Here is a 20,438-nt window from a genome sequence, read left to right as displayed (position 1 = left end):
ACCGATCGGTTAACAGCCGATAGCTCTACCACTGAGCTACTGCGGAATAATGAAGACAATTTGTATCTTATAAAAATTCTTTCTGTAAGTCAAGAAGTTTTTAACAACATCTTGTTCAAACGTGACATGTTTATAATATACTGGATTGCGTTTTTACTGTCAAGATGTTTTCGATATCGGTTTGAGTTTCCCTTTACACTTTCCGCAGACATATCTTTTTGTATTTATTTGACGCCTTCTTACATATTGAAGTAAACACTCCATACATTCATACTTATAAATCTTTTTTTCCTTCTCTTCATTAATCATTCGTTTACAAAAACGAGGTGCATCAACTTTCTTTAACAACTCACGAAAATCTCTGTCCCTGTGCTTATACCCTCTTCCTGTAATATGCAAGTGATAATGACACAGTTCATGTTTGATGATTCCGATTAACTCCTCCTTACCATACATTTCGTAATATCGATAATTCAGTTCAACATCGTGACTCTTCAACAAATAACGCCCACCAGTTGTACGCAGCCTACTATTGAACGTTGCTTTATGTAAAAACGGCATTCCGAAGTATTGTAGCGATACTTCTTCCACTAGCCGTTGAATTTCTTCCTCGTCCATTCTCATTCCTCCTAAACAAAAAAATATTTTTACACTTTTCACGCTTCTTATACATATATTAAATAGTACATATACCCATCCTCATTCAAGACGCGTGGTTTCTAAAAACACAACATGAATAGAAATCCACTCACCAACCTCTCATCAATAGCACTTTAGATTTTTGAGAGTAGGATTAAACAAGGAGGGATTCCTATGCCTACGTGGCTAAAAAAACAGATGCAACGTGCATATTTCGAAAAAAACCGGTATCAAATTAAATTGCTAAATGAATGCTGGTTTTATTATAGCAAAATACATCAAAACTCATAATCCATTACACTTTTTATTCTATAAAAAAAGAGCAGTTTCATCTGCTCTCTTCTCTTACTATTCAATCGGCAACATAGATAGTGCAACGCGTCCTTTTTTTGTATCAATATCATCTACCCATACTTTTACAATTTGTCCTACTGATACAACATCTAACGGATGCTTTACAAACTGTTTACTAAGCTTAGAAATATGCACTAAACCATCTTGCTTTACGCCTACATCAACAAAAGCACCAAAATCAACAACGTTACGCACTGTTCCTTCTAGTTCCATACCACGTTTTAAATCTTCTAATTTCAAAATCCCTTTTTTCAGAAGTGGTTTAGGCAACTCATCCCTCATATCTCGTTCTGGGCTAATGAGCGCATCTATAATATCAACTAACGTCGGCTCCCCAACCCCCGTTTCTTGAGACAACTTAGAAATCTCTACTTCTTCCAATCTCTTTTGTAATTGCGGTTGTCCTACGTCATCTATCGATAACCCTAAACTCTTCAATAACAATTCAACATTTTTATATTGTTCGGGATGAATACCTGTTCGATCTAACGGATTCGCTCCTTCTAATATACGCAAGAAACCTATACATTGTTCGTACGTCTTTGCACCTAAACGTGGGATTTTCTTTAATTCCGTGCGCTTTGTGAATTTCCCATCCTCTTCTCTCTTTGCCACAATATTTTTCGCAACAGTTTTCGATAAACCTGAAACATATTGTAACAATGCAACCGAAGCCGTATTTACATTAACCCCAACTTGGTTAACAGCTGTCTCTACTACAAATGTTAATGACTCATTCAATCTCTTTTGAGATACATCATGTTGGTATTGTCCAACCCCAACTGATTTAGGATCAATTTTCACAAGTTCAGCCAGTGGATCTTGCAGACGTCTTCCAATAGAAACGGCACTTCTCTCTTCAACTTGTAAATTCGGGAATTCTTCACGAGCTAAATCAGAAGCTGAATATACACTAGCACCCGCTTCATTTACAATAATATAAAAGACTTCCTGTTTCACACTTTGTAATACATCTACTATAAATTCCTCTGTTTCTCTAGATGCTGTCCCATTACCAATTGCAATCATTTCAACTTGATATTTATCTATAATAGAAAGAACTTTCGTTTTTGCGTCATCATATTTACGAACAGGCGGATGCGGATAAATAACATCAATATGTAGTACTTTCCCCGTATCATCTACTACAGATAATTTACAACCAGTTCTATATGCCGGGTCTACCGCTAGCACGACTTTCCCTTTCATCGGAGGTTGTAATAATAAGTTACGTAAGTTCTCAGAGAAAATATGTATCGCTTGTTCTTCAGCTGTTTCTGTTAATTCTTTACGAATTTCTCTTTCGATTGAAGATTGAATTAATCGTTTATAACCATCTTCAATCGCTAATTGTACATAATGCGCACTTTTAGAATCGTTATCACGAATTACTTTCTTATATAAGAAATTTAATATCTCATCTACTGGTGGGACAACAGAAACTCTCAATATATCTTCTTTCTCACCGCGATTCATTGCTAATACACGATGTGGTACTACTTTTTGCAATGGTTCTTCATAACTGTAATACATTTCATATATATTCTTTTCATCTTTTTCTTCACCTTTTACAGACGAAGACATAATACCTTTTCTAAAAGTAATATTTCGAATCCAACTACGATACGTAGCTTCATCTGAAATCATTTCTGCAATAATGTCTTGTGCGCCTTGTAAAGCTTCTTCTGCAGATTGCACTTCTTTCTCTGCATTAATAAATTCCACTGCCTTTTTAGCCGGATCTTCTTTCTTATATAACAACAACCATTCAGCTAACGGTTCTAACCCTTTTTCTTTTGCAATCGTCGCTTTCGTTCTTCTTTTCTCTTTATATGGACGATACAAATCTTCTACTTCCTGCAACTTTGTAGCTTTAACAATTTGCTGTCTCAGCTCTCCTGTCAGTTTTCCCTTCTCATCAATAAGACGAATAACTTCTTCCTTCCTATCTTCAAGTTGCATCATATATTGCCATCTCTCTAAAATCGCACGAATTTGCACCTCATCTAAAGAGCCTGTCCATTCTTTTCGGTAACGAGCAATAAATGGAACTGTGTTACCTTCTTCTGTTAATTGAATAACATGACGAACTTGCTTTTCGCTAAAGCCTAATTCTTTCACTAACATTTTCATTAACGCTTGTCGATTATCTACCATTTCCATATACAACCGTAACCTCCTCTATAATAAAAAAAAGTTGCCCTTCAAAGAGAGCAACTTAAACTGCCGATTTAAAAATCTATTAGTCCTAAACTAATTTGTAACGCTTCATCTACACGACTCATCATCACTTCATCTAAATGAGTGATTTTGTCCGTTAAGCGTTGCTTATCGATTGTTCGAATCTGCTCAAGTAAAATAACAGAATCTCTCTCAAAACCATACTTTTTCGCATCAATTTCCACATGAGTGGGTAATTTCGCTTTTTGAATCTGTGCAGTAATAGCCGCTACAATCACCGTTGGACTAAAACGATTTCCGATGTCATTTTGAATGACAAGAACCGGACGAACGCCTCCTTGCTCAGAACCAACAACTGGGGAAAGGTCTGCAAAATACACGTCGCCACGTTTTACAATCAAAATATTACCCCCCGCTAACTAAGCGTTCTACTGTATGAGCTGCTTCATACTCCGCTAAGAAAGCTTCAGATGCAATACCAAGATTAATTTTTCCCATTTCAATATACCCACGTCGCATTGATTCATGTTGGTAGCGTTTCTTCGTCTTATGTTGACGCAATAACAATTGTGTTGCCTGGCAAATTAGTTCATGGCGATTCTTATTCTCTTGTTTTCCAATTCCGTCCAATTCCGTTACCATTTGCTTTGGCAACCGAACCACGATTTCAGTAGTTACACTTGATTCGGACACAAAAATACACCTCCACCGTCAACTACACACCCAAATATATATATGACACCTATTGTAATAATACCATTGTATGGAGCCTGTTGCAAAGACTTCCTTATTCCTTGCTTATGTTTTCCAATTCATAAACAAAACATTCATCTTCTTAAATTTTTTATCTCATAACTAACTAAAAACAATAGAACTCCTCTTCAAAACTTACGTGTAACTTATATAAAAAATGATTATAAGTAAAAAGCTTCTCATCAAAAAGAGCTTATTATCCAGCAATGAACAGTCACTCCAATGACAAGAAGCAATCATACTACCTTCTATATATTGTTCAAGTAATTAATTATCTCTACAACCTTACCATTCCGTATAAATATTCTTGGCACACGGAAACTGATCGTTGCAATAATTTCATAATTAATAGTCCCTGAATATTCCGCAACCTCTGTAGCGCTAATATACTCATCTCCCTGCCTTCCAATAAGCGTAACTTTCGTACCAAGCGGCACTTCACAAGGAAGATGAATCATGAACTGATCCATTGTTACTCGCCCTACAATCGGTACCCTTTTACCATTTATAAGCACTTCAAATCCTTGTAATCTTCTAAGCCATCCATCTGCATAACCAATCGCTACAGTCGCGATCCATTCTTCAGTTTTCGTTCGATAAGTGACGTTATAACTAATTCCATCACCTTTAATCACCTGTTTAATATGAGCTACTTTCGTATGCAGTGATAGCGCCGGTTCTAATTCAAATGGTAAAAAAGGACGTATTTCTACAGAAGGAGATAATCCATACATTGCAATCCCAATTCGCACTGCATTAAATGTAATCCCTTGAAAACGTAACGTGGCAGCACTATTAGCTGTATGGACAAACTTAGGATCCACTCCGAATTCTTTCAACCAACTTAACTGCTCTAAGAACGTGTTATATTGCTTATCAAAATACGAAGTCTCAACCTCATCTGCCGTTGCAAAATGCGTGTATACTCCTTCTAACTCTAAAAACGGTGCACCTTCTAAACTCTTTAAAAATGCTTTCAGTTCTTTTCTTTCACGTATTCCAATCCTCCCCATACCACTATCAAAGTTAATATGGAATTTCATTACAGATGAACCATCCCAAAGTTTAATTGCTTCGTCCACCCATTCTTTTTGAAAAACAGTTAGCGCTACATCATTTTCAGCAGCTACATTTACATCACGCGGCGGCGAGGGACCTAACACTAAAATCGGCACAGTAATACCAGCCCTCCGAAGCACTAAAGCCTCATCTAAAAAAGCCACAGCTAACCTTGTTGCACCCGCTTCTAATGCCGTTTTAGCCACCGGTACATAATCGTGCCCATACGCGTTTGCTTTAACTACAGCAAAAATCTCTACATCACTTGGGATGAACTCTTTAATATGTGTAACGTTGTTATAAATGGCATCTAAATCCACTTCCACCCAAGTGTCACGGTAAAATGGTGCTTCTTCCATAAATACACTTCCTTATACACGATATGCGAAGCTTATTCTTTTATATGCTTCTTTTATGAAATCCACCTTCAAACTAAGAAAAGACGTGGTGCACATATATCACCACGTCTAAGAAGTCTACTTCACCTGCTTCGCTGTAACTGAACGAGCAACCATTAGTAGCTCCTTCGGCTCTAAACCTTTAGACACGAGCATATATTCTACTCCGTTATGCGACCACGTTACAGAGTCTTTCGTCAATGCACCAATCGTAAACCCAAGATCAACTGGTTCTCCACTTACACTTACCGCTGATGAAGCCTCTGCAACTTTTGCCTTTTCTTGTATTAAAGTAAAGGATTTCTTATTTCCAGTGTATGTGAGTATCGCACGCTTGCCACTGTCTGTCTTCAACTCTTTTTCATCTTGCAGAGTCATACCTTGCGGTGTATCAAGTGGATACAAAATAGCAAACGGTTTGTCTTCTTTCGCTGTTGTTTGAACATCTACCTGCGCTCTAGACATATTTTGTTTCGTATCAAATGCACCTTTATCAAATTTCGCATCGAATTTCACCTTAGAGAAATCTACTTTTACAAGAACATTTTGATCATTATCCATTAACTTCACTGAAACTGGAGTCAAATCGCTCTTCTTCAGCGTAATCTCTTGTTTCGGCAACATATTTTGATGTTGATAGTTTGTTTTTGTTTTAAAAATATAATACTTATCTGTTTTCTCGAAAGTAAGGTTTTTCTTATCCTGCAAAATATCTCTTACAAGTGATTCATATAAATAAGCTTGGCTGCTATTTTGCGGCCAATCACTTTGAAAACGGAAGCTCTTATTAAGTGCTGGCGTTAATACAAATACACCTTCTTCATTTCTTAAAATGATTTGGCTCTGATCTTTTTTTGCATTCTTTAAATTCACACGATAAAAAGACGGTTCCTTATGCCAAATCTCTACATTATACTCCTGAGGCTCATTTCCTGTTTTAATAGATAATTTCGCTTCAGCTTGATAACTTTTCATCCCTTTTACTTTTGCCTCTAAATCTCTCACGACATCATCTTGTTTCTTTTCCACACAACCCGCCAACACAAAAACGGTCAACAAACCGACAAGAACTAAAAACAGACGCCTTTTCATCACTTCAGCCCCTTTGCCCCTATAAATGAATGGAAGATGTACCTTCCTTATCGCTACCTCAAATATATGAGACAAAGATATAAAATATGCAGACTAGCGTGACGAGCTTTCTAAAACAACTTGAGCAACAGCAAATTCCTTACTATGACTAATTGATAAATGAACAACACACTCTGTACTTGTAATCAGAATCGGCTTACCTCTTTCATCATTTTTCACTTCAATATCTAAAAAGCTCACTTCTTTCCCGATACCAGTACCTACAGCTTTTGAATACGCCTCTTTCGCTGCAAACCTTCCAGCTACAAACTCTGTAAGACGACTTCCTTTCAGCTCCATAGCAACATTACGTTCATTTTCTGTTAAAATACGTTCCATAAATTTAAGCTTTCCATCTAGCATTTTTTCAATACGATTTAATTCAATAATATCGATTCCAATCCCTATAATCATTTCAAAATCCCCTTCTTCTATTTAACTTTCTTCTTTCATATTGATAAGAATAACAGAGAATCTTTCTGATGCAAAAGGGGTGATAGTAACCGTATGCTAATAAGATCTACTCAGATTTCTTTACAACCGACTATTCTCACCTTACTTTTTATTCACTTAGTCATGATGATATTAGGCGACTTTTTCCTCTTCCCAATGGCAGCCTCTAATGAATATATCGCTAAAGGAGAATGGTGGCGTGTCATAACTTCCCTTCTGGTACACGTAGACTTACAACATTTTCTTTCTAATAGTATTTTTTTGTTTGCACTTGGTTCTTCTATCGAAAAGCAACTCGGACACTTTTCTTTTTTTATTCTATTTTTTCTTTCTGGAATTTCCGGAAATATTTCTTCCTATATTATTATGCCTCCTGAATATATTCACGCAGGTGCATCAGGTGGTATTTTCGGACTATTAGGCGCACAATTATTTTTATTGTACAATCGATACCGCTCTTCAAAACCAAAAGAAATTGCCATTTTCTCAATTATGATACTTCTATTACTGCTATTTACTTTCTTTAATCCTTCCGCCAATCCGATCAGTCATTTAACAGGTTTAATAACCGGCGGCATTTTAACTCCCTTTTTAACAAAAAAAAACGATGGTGCAAAGCTTATTTAATATAAAAGCTTGCACCATCGATAATTTCTACATCTACCTGTTCGTTTAAATCCCTCATTAATTGAAATAAAGACTCATCCTTCATCTTCGCCTCAATCATACAATCAATTTGCGGAACACTTCCCTTTATCCTTCTTAAAAAAGATAAAAATGCGTCTACATTAATATAATCTGCATGAGCTCTTGGATCTTTTCCCTCTCTAGGGCTAGAGATATGCATTTTAACCGGTAACAAAGATGTTTCCCACGTATGAACAACACGTGCCCAATCTTCATACCAATCTTCTTGCTCATTATTCATCATATGGTGATGCAAATCAAACACGACGGGAATATCTAATTTTTCTCCTAAATATAATGTTTCCTCTAACGTAAAAGTTGTATCATCATTTTCTAATATAATCATTTCTTGAATACCCCTTGGGACATTAGACCAATTCTCTATAAAACGCTCTAATGCAAGTTCTTTATCTTTATACCCTCCTCCAACATGTAGTACACATCGTTGCTTATGTTCAATCCCCATGCCTTTTAATAATTTTTTGTGCATCTGCAATGTCTTTACAGATTGTTTAAAAACACTCTCCTCAGGTGAATTTAGTACAACAAAATGATCTGGATGGAAATCAATTCGCATATTCATATGAATTGCATATTCACCTAATTCTTTCAATTTTTCTTTTAAAGGACGAATATAGTTCCACTCTAGCAATTCCTCATGATTCGCTAAAGGAATGAGCTTAGAACTAAGCCGAAAGAAAGATATGTCATGTCCCTTATTGTGCTTTAATAAACGTAAACAATTTTCCAAATTGGAATTAGCAATTCTTTCAAGTTTACGAATTGCAGCATCACGATCATCTATTTTCTGAAACTGTGCGTACGTCATCGTTTGAGATGGGGATGCATTCTTCAAATGCACACTCATCGCAACGTAACCAAGCCTTACAAGCATATAACAGCCCCTTTTCTATCATAACTACTATGTAGTATGCACAATTACAGAAATAAAAAAAGAGAATGCCAACAAAGGGCATTCTCTTTTTTATTAAGCTTGTGGACGGCTATGATGTTTTCTTTCGCCGCGTCCATTTGAAGATCCTGGGCGACCTTGACCTTCACCTCTACGACCACGACTACCACCATCACGATTACGATCACGGTTTCCATCACGATTGCGATCACGGTTTCCGTCACGATTACGTCCATCACGGTTACGACCATCGCCACCGCCACGTCCGTCACGACTACGATTACGGTTACCATCACGGTATCCGCCTCCGTTACCGCCACGTTTTTTAGAACCGCCACCTCTTGAAACAACTGGTGGTTCTGATGTTAAAGCGATCGGAGTTGTATCCGGCTCTTTAGTCATCATTTTTAAAGCGGCAGCTACTACTGTTACAGAGTCATTCTCTTCTAACATTTCTTCTGCAATACGCTTGTAGTATGATAAGTTCTCATTTTGGATTGTGCTTTGAAGTTTTTCAGCGATTAAACGTTGTTGACCTTCTAATGCCTCATCAAGTGTCGGTGCTTCCATACGATCAACTTTACGCTTTGTTGTACGCTCGATATTTTTTAATTGTCCTGATTCACGTGGTGTTACAAATAACATTGCAATACCTTTTTTACCTGCACGGCCAGTACGACCGATACGGTGAACGTATGATTCTGGATCTTGTGGGATATCGAAGTTGTATACGTGTGTTACGCCTGAAATATCAAGACCACGTGCAGCAACGTCTGTTGCAACAAGAACTTCAATAGCACCTTCTTTAAATTTACGTAATACAGACATACGTTTCGCCTGTGTTAAGTCACCATGAATACCTTCTGCTGCATAACCACGTAAGTTTAATGCTTCTGATAATTCATCAACACGACGCTTTGTACGACCGAATACGATCGCAAGCTCTGGAGATTGAATATCTAGTAAGCGTGTTAACACGTCAAACTTTTTCTTTTCTTGCACTTCTAAATAGAACTGCTGAATGTTTGGCATTGTTACTTCTTTTGCTTTTACTTTAATGTGTTGAGGCTCAGTCATGAAACGCTCAGCAATACGACGGATTGGATCTGGCATTGTCGCTGAGAATAATAATGTTTGATGTGTTTCTGGCACATCTGTTAAAATCGCTTCAATATCTTCAATGAAGCCCATGTTTAACATTTCATCCGCTTCATCAAGAACAACAGTCTCTACGTTTTGTAAGCGAAGTGTTTTACGGTTAATATGATCTAAAATACGACCCGGCGTACCAACAATAATGTGTGGGTGTTTTTTTAGAGCACGAATTTGGCGGTTAATATCTTGACCACCATAAATTGGTAAAATACGAACACGTTTATGTTTACCAATTTTGTATAGCTCTTCTCCAACTTGAATTGCTAATTCACGCGTTGGCGCGATAACAATACCTTGAACTGCTTCTTTATTTGTATCCACTTTATCTAATAGTGGTAATCCGAATGCTGCTGTTTTCCCTGTACCTGTTTGCGCTTGCCCAATAATATCCTTACCTTGCAATGCATGTGGAATTGTTTCAGCTTGAATCGGCGTAGCCTCTTCAAAGCCCATACTTTCAACCGATTGCAGTAAAGACTCACTTAATCCTAATTCTCGAAATGTTGTCAATGTTACTTCTCCTTTTCTATCCTATACTTATCATTTAAAAAAAGGCGTTTTCCGAATTTGCGGAAAAGCCCTTTTCCTGAATGCTCACGTATATAACCGGGCGTATATTCTTCACGAAAATACTTCTAAACGTTATTACACTTTATCAATTATAAGTTTTGTATGTGTAAAAAGCAAACCCAACTGTTACCTTATTTTATATTCAGGGCCTTTTTCTTTACTTTTATTTTTTTATCATTTACTGTAAGCGCTTATTATAAGTTTCTTCTATTTTCGTGACTATCATCCCTATTTATATACACCAATTATTTCAACATCGTAATTACTTCTTCTAATTTCATACCGCGAGATGCTTTTATTAATACAACATCTTTCGCATCGACTACTGCTTGTAAATCTCTTACTAACTCTTCTTTATTATCATACGCCTTTACACGTTCATTAGGGAAATTAATTTTTGCTCCTTCAGCAATTTGAGCTCCTAATCTACCGTATGTGAATACATGTGAGATTTTTGCTGGATCGATTAATTTACCTACCTCATAATGGAACTGCACTTCTTGATTTCCAAGTTCTAACATATCACCAAGCACAACGATTTTTTTAGTAAATCCATCTAAACCATTCATTAAATGGAATGCTGCCTCCATAGCCGTCGGACTTGCATTATAAGCATCGTTGATAATTGTTAATCCACTATCCGTTTTTACAATCTCCATACGCATGCCCGTCATTTGAAGTGTTACTAAACCTTGTTTCATTTCTTCCCACGTCACACCAAAATGTGTCGCAATTGCCATTGAAGCAAGTGTATTGTACACATTATGTTTTCCTAACACCGGTAGGTAGAATGAAATATTTTCATCTCTATTCATTTTAAAATGTGTCCCAGTTGCCTGTAATGTTACAGTTGTTGGATAGTAATCGTTGGCTCTTGCATCACCAAACGTAACTGTTTCCGCTGCTAAATTCATTTCAGGAACACGATTCGTTAATAACGGCTCATCTCCATTATATACGAACACGCCACCTTCTTGTAACCCTGTAACAATTTCTAATTTCGCTTCAGCAATGGCCTCACGAGATCCTAAATCCATTAAATGTGCTTCACCAATATTCGTAATGATAGCTGCATTAGGACGAGCTAACTTAGATAAAAATTCAATCTCTCCTCGGCTTGACATACCCATTTCTAATACAGCTACTTCTGTATTTTCTTCTAAGTTTAAAATAGTGAGAGGTAACCCAATATGGTTATTGAAATTTCCTTCTGTTTTTTGAACTTTGAACTTAGTCGCGAGAATACTTGTCACAATATCTTTCGTGGATGTTTTACCGTTACTACCTGTCACACCAACAACTTTAACATCCAATTGATCGCGATAGTTTTTCGCTAACATTTGCAGTGCAGATAGCGTATCTTCTACAAAAATAACCGGAAGATTCTCGGGTGGATTTGCTACATCTTTCATCCACAATGTAGCTACAGCTCCATTTTCAACTGCTTTATCTACAAAAGCATGTCCATCGAAACGCTCCCCTTGAATCGGAACATATAAGTTTCCTTTTTCAATTTTTCTCGTATCAATAGACACGCCTTGAATAATAGTTCCCTCATATTGCTCTGCTAATCCAGTACCATTTACCATCTGTTCTACTTGCTTTAACATTCGCTTTATCATATAGAAACGCTCCTTACATAGAGGAAGCACTATTCCTACGAATAGTGCTTCCTCCTTTTTTTGTTAGATTGTATATTTAATTTTTTGTTTTTCTTCGTGACGTTCAATCGCTAAACGAATTAACTCTTCGATTAACTCTGGATACGGTAACCCAGTATGTTGCCATAATAGAGGGAACATACTAAACGGTGTAAATCCTGGCATAGTGTTTACTTCGTTAATATACACTTCTCCGTCTTTCGTTAAGAAGAAATCAGCTCGCGTTAAGCCTGCACCATCTAATGATTGGAACGCAATAATTGCATCACGCTTAATCACATCAGATTCTTCTTCTGTCATTTCAGCTGGAATAATTAACGCCGTATCACCATCGATATATTTCGACTTATAATCATAGAAGTCCTTTTTCGGAACGATTTCACCTACAACTGAACATTTCGGCTCATCATTACCTAGTACCCCAACTTCTACTTCACGACCTACAATATTTTCTTCTACAATAATTTTGCGATCAAATTGGAATGCCTCTACAAATGCATTCTCAAGTTCTTCACGATTTTTACACTTATTAATACCAACACTTGAACCAAGGTTTGCTGGTTTTACGAAACAAGGATATCCTAACTTATCTTCTACTTTAGAATAAGCTTCCTGACGATCTTTTTCCCATGCACTGCGAATGAAAGACGCATATTTTGCTTGTTTTAAACCAGCCTCTGCAAAGATGTTTTTCATAACAACTTTATCCATACCAGCAGATGATGCTAGAACACCATTTCCTACATACGGAATATTCATCAATTCTAATAATCCTTGAACCGTTCCATCTTCACCGTTTGGTCCATGTAGTAATGGGAAAATAACGTCAATAGCGTTTTCCTCAGAAGCTGCAGATGGAATAATCTCTGTACTTAATGATAACGGAGAAATCGCATTTTCTGCACCACTCATTTTTAAAGCTTCAACATCTGTTACTTCACCTTCAATACGCTCACCACGTACCCATTGACCTTGTTCTGTAATATAAATTGGATGAATCTCGAATTTATCTTGATTTAACGCTTTAATAGCAGCAAGAGCCGTCTGTAACGAAACTTGATGCTCAGCTGATTTTCCACCATATAATAAACCTAATTTAATTTTTGTCACTGAAATCACCCTAACCAATTGTTTTCATTTTTCTATTTTAGCACTTTTTATAAAAATAGGTAGTTCCTATTTGAAATAAAATGTAACTTCCACAAATAATTAAATGACACCACTTATTGGTTTTCTACACTTTTTCTATTCCACTACTATACAAAGGTGAATTTTAAAATGAAATGGTAATCCTATCTAGTTATGTACCTAAAATATGTAGAAATCCCCTTTTTTGTGTATGTCACCTATTTACTAAGAAGATTGCTTGGTTAGTGTATCTTTTTGCCTTTGCTCAACAAGGCGATCTAAAGAAATATATACAATACCTGCAACTACACATCCTACAGCTAAAATTGTAAATAGCAAGTGGCCAAGTAATCGATCTAATAAAAAGCCTCCCAAAAGTGGACCAAATGCGCTTCCTGTAATCCACTGCAAACTTGCAGCGCCCATATAAGTCCCTCTCAAATGCTCAGGGGCCAAGTTTGCTACAAATGTCATCTGTACAGGCGACATAATCATCTCACCTAACGTATATATAGCATAAACGAACAGTAGTGTTATTAAAATAACTGTAGCATTTGTATTAAACTCTCCAAACCACTTCGGTAACCACCCTATAAAAAATAATCCAATCCCGAACAAACATGCACCATATAACATCGTCTTCCCGACTGGTTTATCCGTAGCCCATTTTGAAATTTGAAATTGGAATAAAACAACTAATAGTCCGTTTAACGCCATTAAATATGGATATGGATTATTCGCTCCAAAAGTACGCTTCATTTCGTTATCAAAATGTAGTGGCAACATGCCTTCTGTTTGAGAAAACCCCATCGAAATGATAATACCTGCTAATAAGTAAATCATTAATGCCTTATCTCGCATGACAATTTTCCAAACTGCCCCAGATTCCTTTTCTTTATGTTCTTCCTTATCTGTCCTCTTTGGCATCGTCTCTTGAATAAGAAGTAATACAAGTAACGCATAAAATAGCATTGTAGAAGAGGCAATAATAAACACAAGATTCTTTGACAACACAACTACTGATGCTCCCATTATCGGACCAATCGCAGCACCTATATTGTGTCCCATTCGTAATAAACCATATGCCTCTGTTCTTTTTTCTGGTGCCGTTACATCTGCGACCATAGCTGATGCAGCTGGATGAAATAAAGAATTACTCAATCCTAAAAAAATAGATAAAATTGCATATGGAATAAATCCTTCTATAAATAGAAAACCGAGCATTAATAATGCATTACTTGCCATAGAAAATATCATAATCGGCTTTCTTCCATATATGTCAGCAATTCTCCCTCCTATAAGTGAACCAAAGCTTGCAGCAATTGGAGAAAGCGCCATAATAACCCCAACTTCCAATAACGAATCTACCTTATCTTTTAAATATAATGCAAAAAAAGGCATTAACATCATCATTGCAATTCCATTTAACGTCTCTCCAATAAATCGGATCCATACGTTACGGTCCATCTCCCTTAACTCACGCCACGTATTTTTCATCATTTCACTCCTTTAGTTAGCCAACAATTATCTTATAATAAGTTCAGAAAAATGTAAATTTTCAAATAAAAAAATCCATTCTAACAGAATTAGAATGGATTTTTTTCGCTTATAAATTCGCAACATCTTCTTCTTTTTTACTATTATTTAAAGCACTATGTTTTCGGCTATATAAGAAGTAAACCGCTATACCAATAACCATCCATATCCCAAAACTAATCCATGCTGTCCCCGATAATTGAAGCATTAAGTATAAACAGAAAATCACTGTTAACGCTGGTAAAAACGGTACAAGCGGAGCCTTAAATGCCCTTGGTAAGTCTGGATGGGTTCTTCTCATTACAATTACCGCAACAGCTACGAGTGCAAATGCTGACAATGTCCCCATGTTTACAAGATGTGCTAAAACATTTAAATCTATTAATCCTGAAATCAGTGCCGCAATAATTCCCGTTGTCCATGTATTTAAAAATGGCGTTTTAAATTTCGGATGAACTTTAGCAAGACGCTTCGGTAATAAACCATCTCGGCTCATCGCATAAGAAACACGAACTTGCCCATACATCATAACTAGCATTACTGTTGTAATCCCTGTAATTGCTCCTACTGAAATTACCCCCGCTAAGCCATCTTGTCCAATAAATTGCAGTGCAAAAGCAACTGGATCTGATATATTTAGCTGGCCGTATGGAACAATTCCTGTCAAAATAAGCGAAACAACGATATAAAGAACTGTACAAATTAATAACGATGCAATAATACCAATTGGTAAATCACGTTGCGGACGTTTCACTTCTTCTGCCGCTGTTGAAACTGCATCAAATCCTATAAATGCAAAGAATACTGTGGCCGCTCCAGCCATTACACCATCTAAACCAAATGGCATAAAAGGCGTCCAGTTTTCAGGTTTCACATAATTAAAACCAGCAAAAATAAAAATAAGAACAACTGCTATTTTAATAAATACCATAATGTTATTTACTCGTGCACTTTCACGAACACCTCTAGATAAAAGAACTGTCATCACTAAAATAATTAGAACTGCAGGTAGATCAATTATTCCACCCTTTCCTGTACCAGGAGCCGAGGAGAGAATAGTCGGAATGTGGATTCCAAACCCCTTTAATAAAGATTGAAAATATGCAGACCAACCGTTTGCTACAGCAGATGTAGCAAGTAAATATTCAAGCATTAAGTCCCAGCCAATTAAAAATGCGAATACTTCCCCCATCGTCGCGTATGTATACGTATACACACTGCCCGAGACAGGAACTGAAGAAGCAAATTCAGCATAACAAAATGCAGCAAAGGCACAAGCTAGCGCAGCAATCGCAAATGATAATATAATAGCTGGCCCAGAATGTTTCGCTGCCACAACACCCGTTAGAACAAAAATACCAGTTCCAACAATTGCTCCGATTCCAAGCATAGTTAAATCTAGCGCGCCCAATGTTCTCGCTAACGTTTTTTGCTTACTTTCTTGCATTAACTTTGCAATTGGCTTCTTTTGAAAAATTTGCTTCATCTTTCACTCCTCCAAGTTTTAAATTTTCTGAAAATTTTTAATTCGCTTTTTTATTTTACTCATTACGCTTTTCCTAGTCAATACTTTTGTCGAAACAAGTAGAAATTCTTCTGAATATGCACTATCCTTATCATTCTTTCTATATATCTTTCGACAACTCTTTTTGGTATTATTATACATGTCGATTCCACAAAAAAGGCATGCTCCCTTATTGAGAGCATGCCTTTTTTTACTTATTTCACAGTATATGAACCTTGTTCAATCCAGCTATACATATACTTTTCATCTTCTGTTTCATGTGCTTGTTTTACAATACGAAGCGGACGGAATGTGTCTATCATAACAGCTAATTCAAGTGTCTCTTTCTTCCCTATACTTGCCTCTGTTTTCCCCGGATGCGGCCCATGGGGAATCCCGCTCGGATGAAGTGTAATAGAACCTTCTTCCACACCTTTGCGACTCATAAAGTTTCCTTCTACATAGTAAAGAACTTCATCACTATTAACATTACTATGATAATATGGTGCCGGAATTGACTCTGGATGATAATCGTATAAACGTGGTACGAAAGAGCAAATAACAAAATTATGCCCTTCAAATGTTTGATGTACTGGCGGTGGCTGATGAATGCGCCCTGTAATTGGTTCAAAATCCTCTACATTAAATACCCACGGATATAAATAGCCATCCCATCCAACAACATCTAACGGGTGGTGTCCTAAAACATGTTTATGCATATAGCCTCTTGATTTTGTCATTACGACAAACTCGCCTTTTTCATCATAGGTCTCTAATTTTTCTGGACCACGAAGATCTCTTTCACAAAACGGACTATGCTCTAACAATTGTCCGTATTCATTTCGATAACGACGCGGCGTTGTAATTTGGCTATTCGCCTCTACAACAAGAAACTTAGTCTCTCCTTCATCTGGAATAACACGATAAATCGTTCCAATTGGGATCGTTACATAGTCGCCTTTTCTATAGTGAATCGTTCCAAACATTGTTTCAATTTTCCCTGTTCCATAATGAACAAATAACATTTCGTCGCCATCACCATTACGATAGAAATAATCCATTTTTTCTGTTGGGCTCACTACTCCAATTAACAAATCTTCATTTCCAAGTATGAAATTTCGTCCACTTATTGCATCACCACTTTTTTTATTTTCTTTCGTTCGGAAGTGGCGATGAGAAAGAGCAACATCCTCTTCATACTGCAACTGACAAGAATGCGATAATGCAGAATGACCTACTTCTGTTGGCATATAGTGATGATACAAAATAGACTGCGTACCAGAAAATCCTTTCGTTCCCATTACCTGTTCACGATAAAGCGATCCATCTTTTTTACGAAATTGTACATGTCGTTTATGAGGTAGTTCTCCCATGTGACGATAAAACATGCCCATCACCCGCTTCCTTTTCTTTTTTGATCGTATTACGTAGTGTACCTAAACCAGTAATCGACAGCTCTACAACATCTCCATCTTGTAGCCACTCTTCTGTACCAAGTTCTAAAATACAGCCTGTTCCTACTGTCCCAGAACCAATCACATCTCCTGGATATAACGTCACGTCCTCTGAAGCACGTTCAATCATTTCAGCAAATGTATAGTAAATATCTTGGAAGTTTCCCTTTGATAATAGTTTTCCATTTACATGAGCAGTCATTTCTAAATCATATCGATCACCATTACGATAAACATCTAATTCCTCTTTCGTAACAAGATGTGTTCCTAACGAAGTTGCAAAGTCCTTTCCTTTCGCAGGACCGAGACCTACTTTCATTTCTGTTGCTTGTAAGTCTCTCGCACTCCAATCGTTCATAATACAATAACCAAAAATATATTCCTCTGCTTGCTCACGAGAAATATTTCGCCCTTCTTTTCCTATTACGCAAGCAATCTCCAACTCGTAATCAAGCTTTTTAGACTTTTTCGGACCAATTACAAAATCACCGGAACCAATTACAGCACGATGATTAGTAAAATAAAAAACCGGAATATCATACCATTCAGGCACAACATCTAGTCCTCTTCGTCCACGAGCTGTTTTTACATGTTGTTCAAATGCGTAAAAATCTCGAATACTACTCGGATTAGGAAGAGCAGCTGTCAATTGTACTTCTTCTAAAGCATATATACCCTTATTTGGATTCTTAATATTCCGCACTACTTCTACATACTCATCCGTTTTCTCTAAAAAAGCCATTATAGAAGAAGGGATTTTCCCTTCACTAGCAAGATTCATATCTATTACTTTGTCACCTTCAAGCCATCCAGCCCGTATTTCTTTTGAAGGAAGACGAAATGTAACAAATTTCATCCTGATTCCTCCTTATAAAAATGAAATTTCCACCAGCAAAGGGACTTTTGCTGGTGGATATGAATCTTATAAGTTTCCGCGACGCTCTTGTTCTCTTTCAATTGATTCGAATAACGCTTTAAAGTTTCCTTCACCAAATCCACGAGAACCTTTACGTTGAATGATTTCAATAAATAAAGTCGGGCGATCTACAATTGGTTTCGTAAAGATTTGTAGCAAGTAACCTTCATCATCACGATCTACTAAGATCTTTAATTCTTTTAATTTATCAATTTCTTCATCGATTTTTCCAACTCGTGCAGTTAACTCATCATAATAAGTATCAGGTGTATCTAAAAACTCCACCCCATTTGCACGAAGCGCTTCAACCGTTTTAACAATATCACTTGTTAATAAAGCAAGATGCTGTACACCAGCTCCATTATAGAATTCTAGATACTCTTGAATTTGTGACTTTCTCTTTCCGTCTGCTGGTTCGTTAATAGGAAACTTAATACGGCTTCCATTTGTCATAACTTTCGACATTAAAGCCGAATACTCTGTACTAATATCATCATCATCAAAATGAATCATTTGTTTAAAGCCCATGACATTCTCGTAATAACTAACCCACTCTTCCATTTTTTCAACATTACCAACTACATGATCGACAGCAATTAAGCCAGACTCTTCAAATGGAATATTAAACTCTACCTTTTCGAATCCTGGCATAAATGCCCCTTTATAATTTTTACGCTCTACAAGCGTATGAATTGTATCACCATACGTACCAATAACTGCTTTTTTCAATGTACCGTCCTCATCTGTTAATTCCTCTGGTGGAGCAATTGCGACGGCACCACGTTTCACTGCTTCTGAGTATGCTTTATCAACATCATCAACAAGTAGTGCCACATCCTTGACGCCATCACCATGAGTCTTTACAAACTCTGCAATACGATTTTCACTACTTAAAGCTCCAGACACAACGAAACGCATATTTTTTTGCACAAGAACATAAGATACCTTTTCACGGTTTCCAGTTTCTAATCCAGAGTAAGCCACAATTTTGAATCCGAATGCTCTCGCAAGATAATAACTCGATTGCTTTGCATTCCCTACGTAAAATTCCAAATGATCTACATCACGTACTGGAAAAAAGTCCTCCATTTGTGCAGCTAGCGTATCCATAGATTTTTGTTTCATAATATCTTCATCCCCCTGTAAATAGATTAAATGGTCCATACTTAAAACCAACCGAAAACGCTTCCAACGTTAATTAATAGAAATTAGTTAGCAAGCTAACAAATTCTGACCTTTAAAATTTTCTATCTTTTCTGTCAAATTCCTCTTTTTTTCTTACATATAAAATTCGACTTTTTTCTCTTTGAAATAAAGCGGGATTTTATTCAGTGGATTTTTGATTATTCGTTGAATCAAGTTTCAACCGCAACGTTTAATTAGCCATGCATGCTGGATAATGAGGTAACTTTAATACTTGAGGGGATATAAGAAGAATATAAAAAAGACTCCAACATATTTACTGCTTACTAATACGTTAGAGTCTTTATTTTTTTTGAATGGTTGTATTTATATATATCATACTAATACACTTGCAAGGAATAGAATAAATGATGTTAATATTACCGCTCCACCTAAGGATCCTAATAAATCCGTTTTTGTTACTTGAAACACTTGTTCACTGTTCATATCCCTCATTCTCCTTCCATTTTTATTTGATTTAAAACTTCTATTATACTAATACGCTTGATAGAAATACGATTAATGCTGTTAATACTACCGCTCCACTTGCTGATCCTACGAAGTCACCTTTTGTTACTTGTAATACTTGCTCTTTCATATCTTTCATTCTCCCCTCTTTTTCTTTTGTTACAAAGTTTCTATTATACTAATACGCTTGATAAAAATACGATTAATGCTGTTAATACTACTGCTCCACTTGCTGATCCTACGAAGTCACCTTTTGTTACTTGTAATACTTGCTCTTTCATATCTTTAATTCTCCC

The 20,438-nt window shown here is 36.6% G+C and carries 21 protein-coding genes; 2 read left to right on the top strand and 19 right to left on the bottom strand.

The features are described from left to right. Positions 1-159 precede the first annotated feature (159 nt). Positions 160-618: a SprT family protein gene (locus IBT51_RS26610; RefSeq protein WP_098853182.1), complete on the bottom strand. Its 459-nt coding sequence runs from the start codon at positions 616-618 to the stop codon at positions 160-162. A 195-nt stretch (positions 619-813) separates the two neighbouring features. Between IBT51_RS26610 and cmpA the strand changes: the two genes are divergently transcribed. Next, positions 814-930, top strand: coding sequence for a cortex morphogenetic protein CmpA (gene cmpA / locus IBT51_RS26605; protein ID WP_001143640.1), 117 nt, complete (start codon positions 814-816; stop codon positions 928-930). Between the two features lie 57 nt (positions 931-987). On the opposite strand, the gene IBT51_RS26600 is transcribed toward cmpA, so the two are convergent. From IBT51_RS26600 to acpS, 6 genes are all read right to left on the bottom strand, one after another. Further along, positions 988-3,156: a Tex family protein gene (locus IBT51_RS26600; protein ID WP_000426207.1), complete on the bottom strand. Its 2,169-nt coding sequence runs from the start codon at positions 3,154-3,156 to the stop codon at positions 988-990. Between the two features lie 68 nt (positions 3,157-3,224). Continuing rightward, positions 3,225-3,575 carry a type II toxin-antitoxin system endoribonuclease NdoA gene (ndoA, locus tag IBT51_RS26595; RefSeq protein ID WP_000635965.1) on the bottom strand — a complete coding sequence of 117 codons (351 nt, stop codon included), beginning with the start codon at positions 3,573-3,575 and terminating at the stop codon, positions 3,225-3,227. Between the two features lie 4 nt (positions 3,576-3,579). Further along, entirely contained in the window at positions 3,580-3,867 is a 288-nt protein-coding gene (locus IBT51_RS26590) for an antitoxin EndoAI (protein ID WP_000004570.1), read from the bottom strand. Positions 3,868-4,175: 308 nt separating this feature from the next. Continuing rightward, complete coding sequence (gene alr / locus IBT51_RS26585) at positions 4,176-5,345, bottom strand: alanine racemase (RefSeq protein WP_000390593.1); 1,170 nt, start codon at positions 5,343-5,345, stop codon at positions 4,176-4,178. 117 nt (positions 5,346-5,462) lie between these two features. Continuing rightward, a complete protein-coding gene (locus IBT51_RS26580) occupies positions 5,463-6,413 on the bottom strand; it encodes a LolA family protein (RefSeq protein ID WP_002094231.1) in 951 nt (316 codons plus the stop codon). A 156-nt stretch (positions 6,414-6,569) separates the two neighbouring features. After that, positions 6,570-6,929, bottom strand: coding sequence for a holo-ACP synthase (acpS, locus tag IBT51_RS26575; protein ID WP_053565408.1), 360 nt, complete (start codon positions 6,927-6,929; stop codon positions 6,570-6,572). A 93-nt stretch (positions 6,930-7,022) separates the two neighbouring features. On the opposite strand from acpS, the gene IBT51_RS26570 reads away from it, so the two are divergent. After that, positions 7,023-7,595, top strand: coding sequence for a rhomboid family intramembrane serine protease (locus IBT51_RS26570; RefSeq protein ID WP_088025511.1), 573 nt, complete (start codon positions 7,023-7,025; stop codon positions 7,593-7,595). Here the strand turns inward: IBT51_RS26570 and uvsE are convergent. From uvsE to IBT51_RS26510, 12 genes are all read right to left on the bottom strand, one after another. Beyond that, the gene (gene uvsE / locus IBT51_RS26565; protein ID WP_000961144.1) at positions 7,588-8,550 is read right to left on the bottom strand and encodes a UV DNA damage repair endonuclease UvsE; all 963 of its coding nucleotides are present in this window, start codon (positions 8,548-8,550) and stop codon (positions 7,588-7,590) included. The genes IBT51_RS26570 and uvsE overlap by 8 nt on opposite strands. Positions 8,551-8,643: 93 nt before the next feature. After that, positions 8,644-10,233: a degradosome RNA helicase CshA gene (cshA, locus tag IBT51_RS26560; protein WP_000206602.1), complete on the bottom strand. Its 1,590-nt coding sequence runs from the start codon at positions 10,231-10,233 to the stop codon at positions 8,644-8,646. 305 nt (positions 10,234-10,538) lie between these two features. Beyond that, complete coding sequence (gene murF / locus IBT51_RS26555) at positions 10,539-11,915, bottom strand: UDP-N-acetylmuramoyl-tripeptide--D-alanyl-D-alanine ligase (RefSeq protein WP_000595969.1); 1,377 nt, start codon at positions 11,913-11,915, stop codon at positions 10,539-10,541. A gap of 63 nt (positions 11,916-11,978) precedes the next feature. After that, a complete protein-coding gene (locus IBT51_RS26550; RefSeq protein WP_071731892.1) occupies positions 11,979-13,064 on the bottom strand; it encodes a D-alanine--D-alanine ligase in 1,086 nt (361 codons plus the stop codon). A 243-nt stretch (positions 13,065-13,307) separates the two neighbouring features. After that, positions 13,308-14,579, bottom strand: a complete 1,272-nt coding sequence (locus tag IBT51_RS26545) for an MDR family MFS transporter (RefSeq protein WP_069354765.1) — start codon at positions 14,577-14,579, stop codon at positions 13,308-13,310. Positions 14,580-14,688: 109 nt separating this feature from the next. Then, positions 14,689-16,104, bottom strand: coding sequence for a branched-chain amino acid transporter BcaP (bcaP, locus tag IBT51_RS26540; RefSeq protein WP_000809361.1), 1,416 nt, complete (start codon positions 16,102-16,104; stop codon positions 14,689-14,691). 233 nt (positions 16,105-16,337) lie between these two features. Beyond that, a complete protein-coding gene (locus IBT51_RS26535; protein WP_014481934.1) occupies positions 16,338-17,510 on the bottom strand; it encodes a homogentisate 1,2-dioxygenase in 1,173 nt (390 codons plus the stop codon). Beyond that, complete coding sequence (locus IBT51_RS26530) at positions 17,476-18,432, bottom strand: fumarylacetoacetate hydrolase family protein (RefSeq protein ID WP_053565410.1); 957 nt, start codon at positions 18,430-18,432, stop codon at positions 17,476-17,478. Before IBT51_RS26530 ends, IBT51_RS26535 begins: the two co-directional genes overlap by 35 nt. A 66-nt stretch (positions 18,433-18,498) precedes the next feature. Next, complete coding sequence (gene hppD, locus IBT51_RS26525) at positions 18,499-19,617, bottom strand: 4-hydroxyphenylpyruvate dioxygenase (RefSeq protein WP_053565411.1); 1,119 nt, start codon at positions 19,615-19,617, stop codon at positions 18,499-18,501. Positions 19,618-20,010: 393 nt separating this feature from the next. Then, on the bottom strand, positions 20,011-20,121 hold the full coding sequence (locus IBT51_RS26520) for a DUF3948 family protein (protein ID WP_001083691.1): 111 nt from the start codon (positions 20,119-20,121) through the stop codon (positions 20,011-20,013). A gap of 43 nt (positions 20,122-20,164) precedes the next feature. Then, positions 20,165-20,281, bottom strand: coding sequence for a DUF3948 family protein (locus IBT51_RS26515; RefSeq protein ID WP_000654250.1), 117 nt, complete (start codon positions 20,279-20,281; stop codon positions 20,165-20,167). Between the two features lie 34 nt (positions 20,282-20,315). Further along, positions 20,316-20,423: a DUF3948 family protein gene (locus tag IBT51_RS26510; protein WP_000664237.1), complete on the bottom strand. Its 108-nt coding sequence runs from the start codon at positions 20,421-20,423 to the stop codon at positions 20,316-20,318. Between the last annotated feature and the right edge of the window lie 15 nt (positions 20,424-20,438).

The organism is Bacillus sp. S71 (assembly GCF_016625265.1).
GTDB lineage: Bacteria > Bacillota > Bacilli > Bacillales > Bacillaceae_G > Bacillus_A > Bacillus_A cereus.
This window is presented reverse-complemented; position numbering and strand designations above follow the sequence as displayed.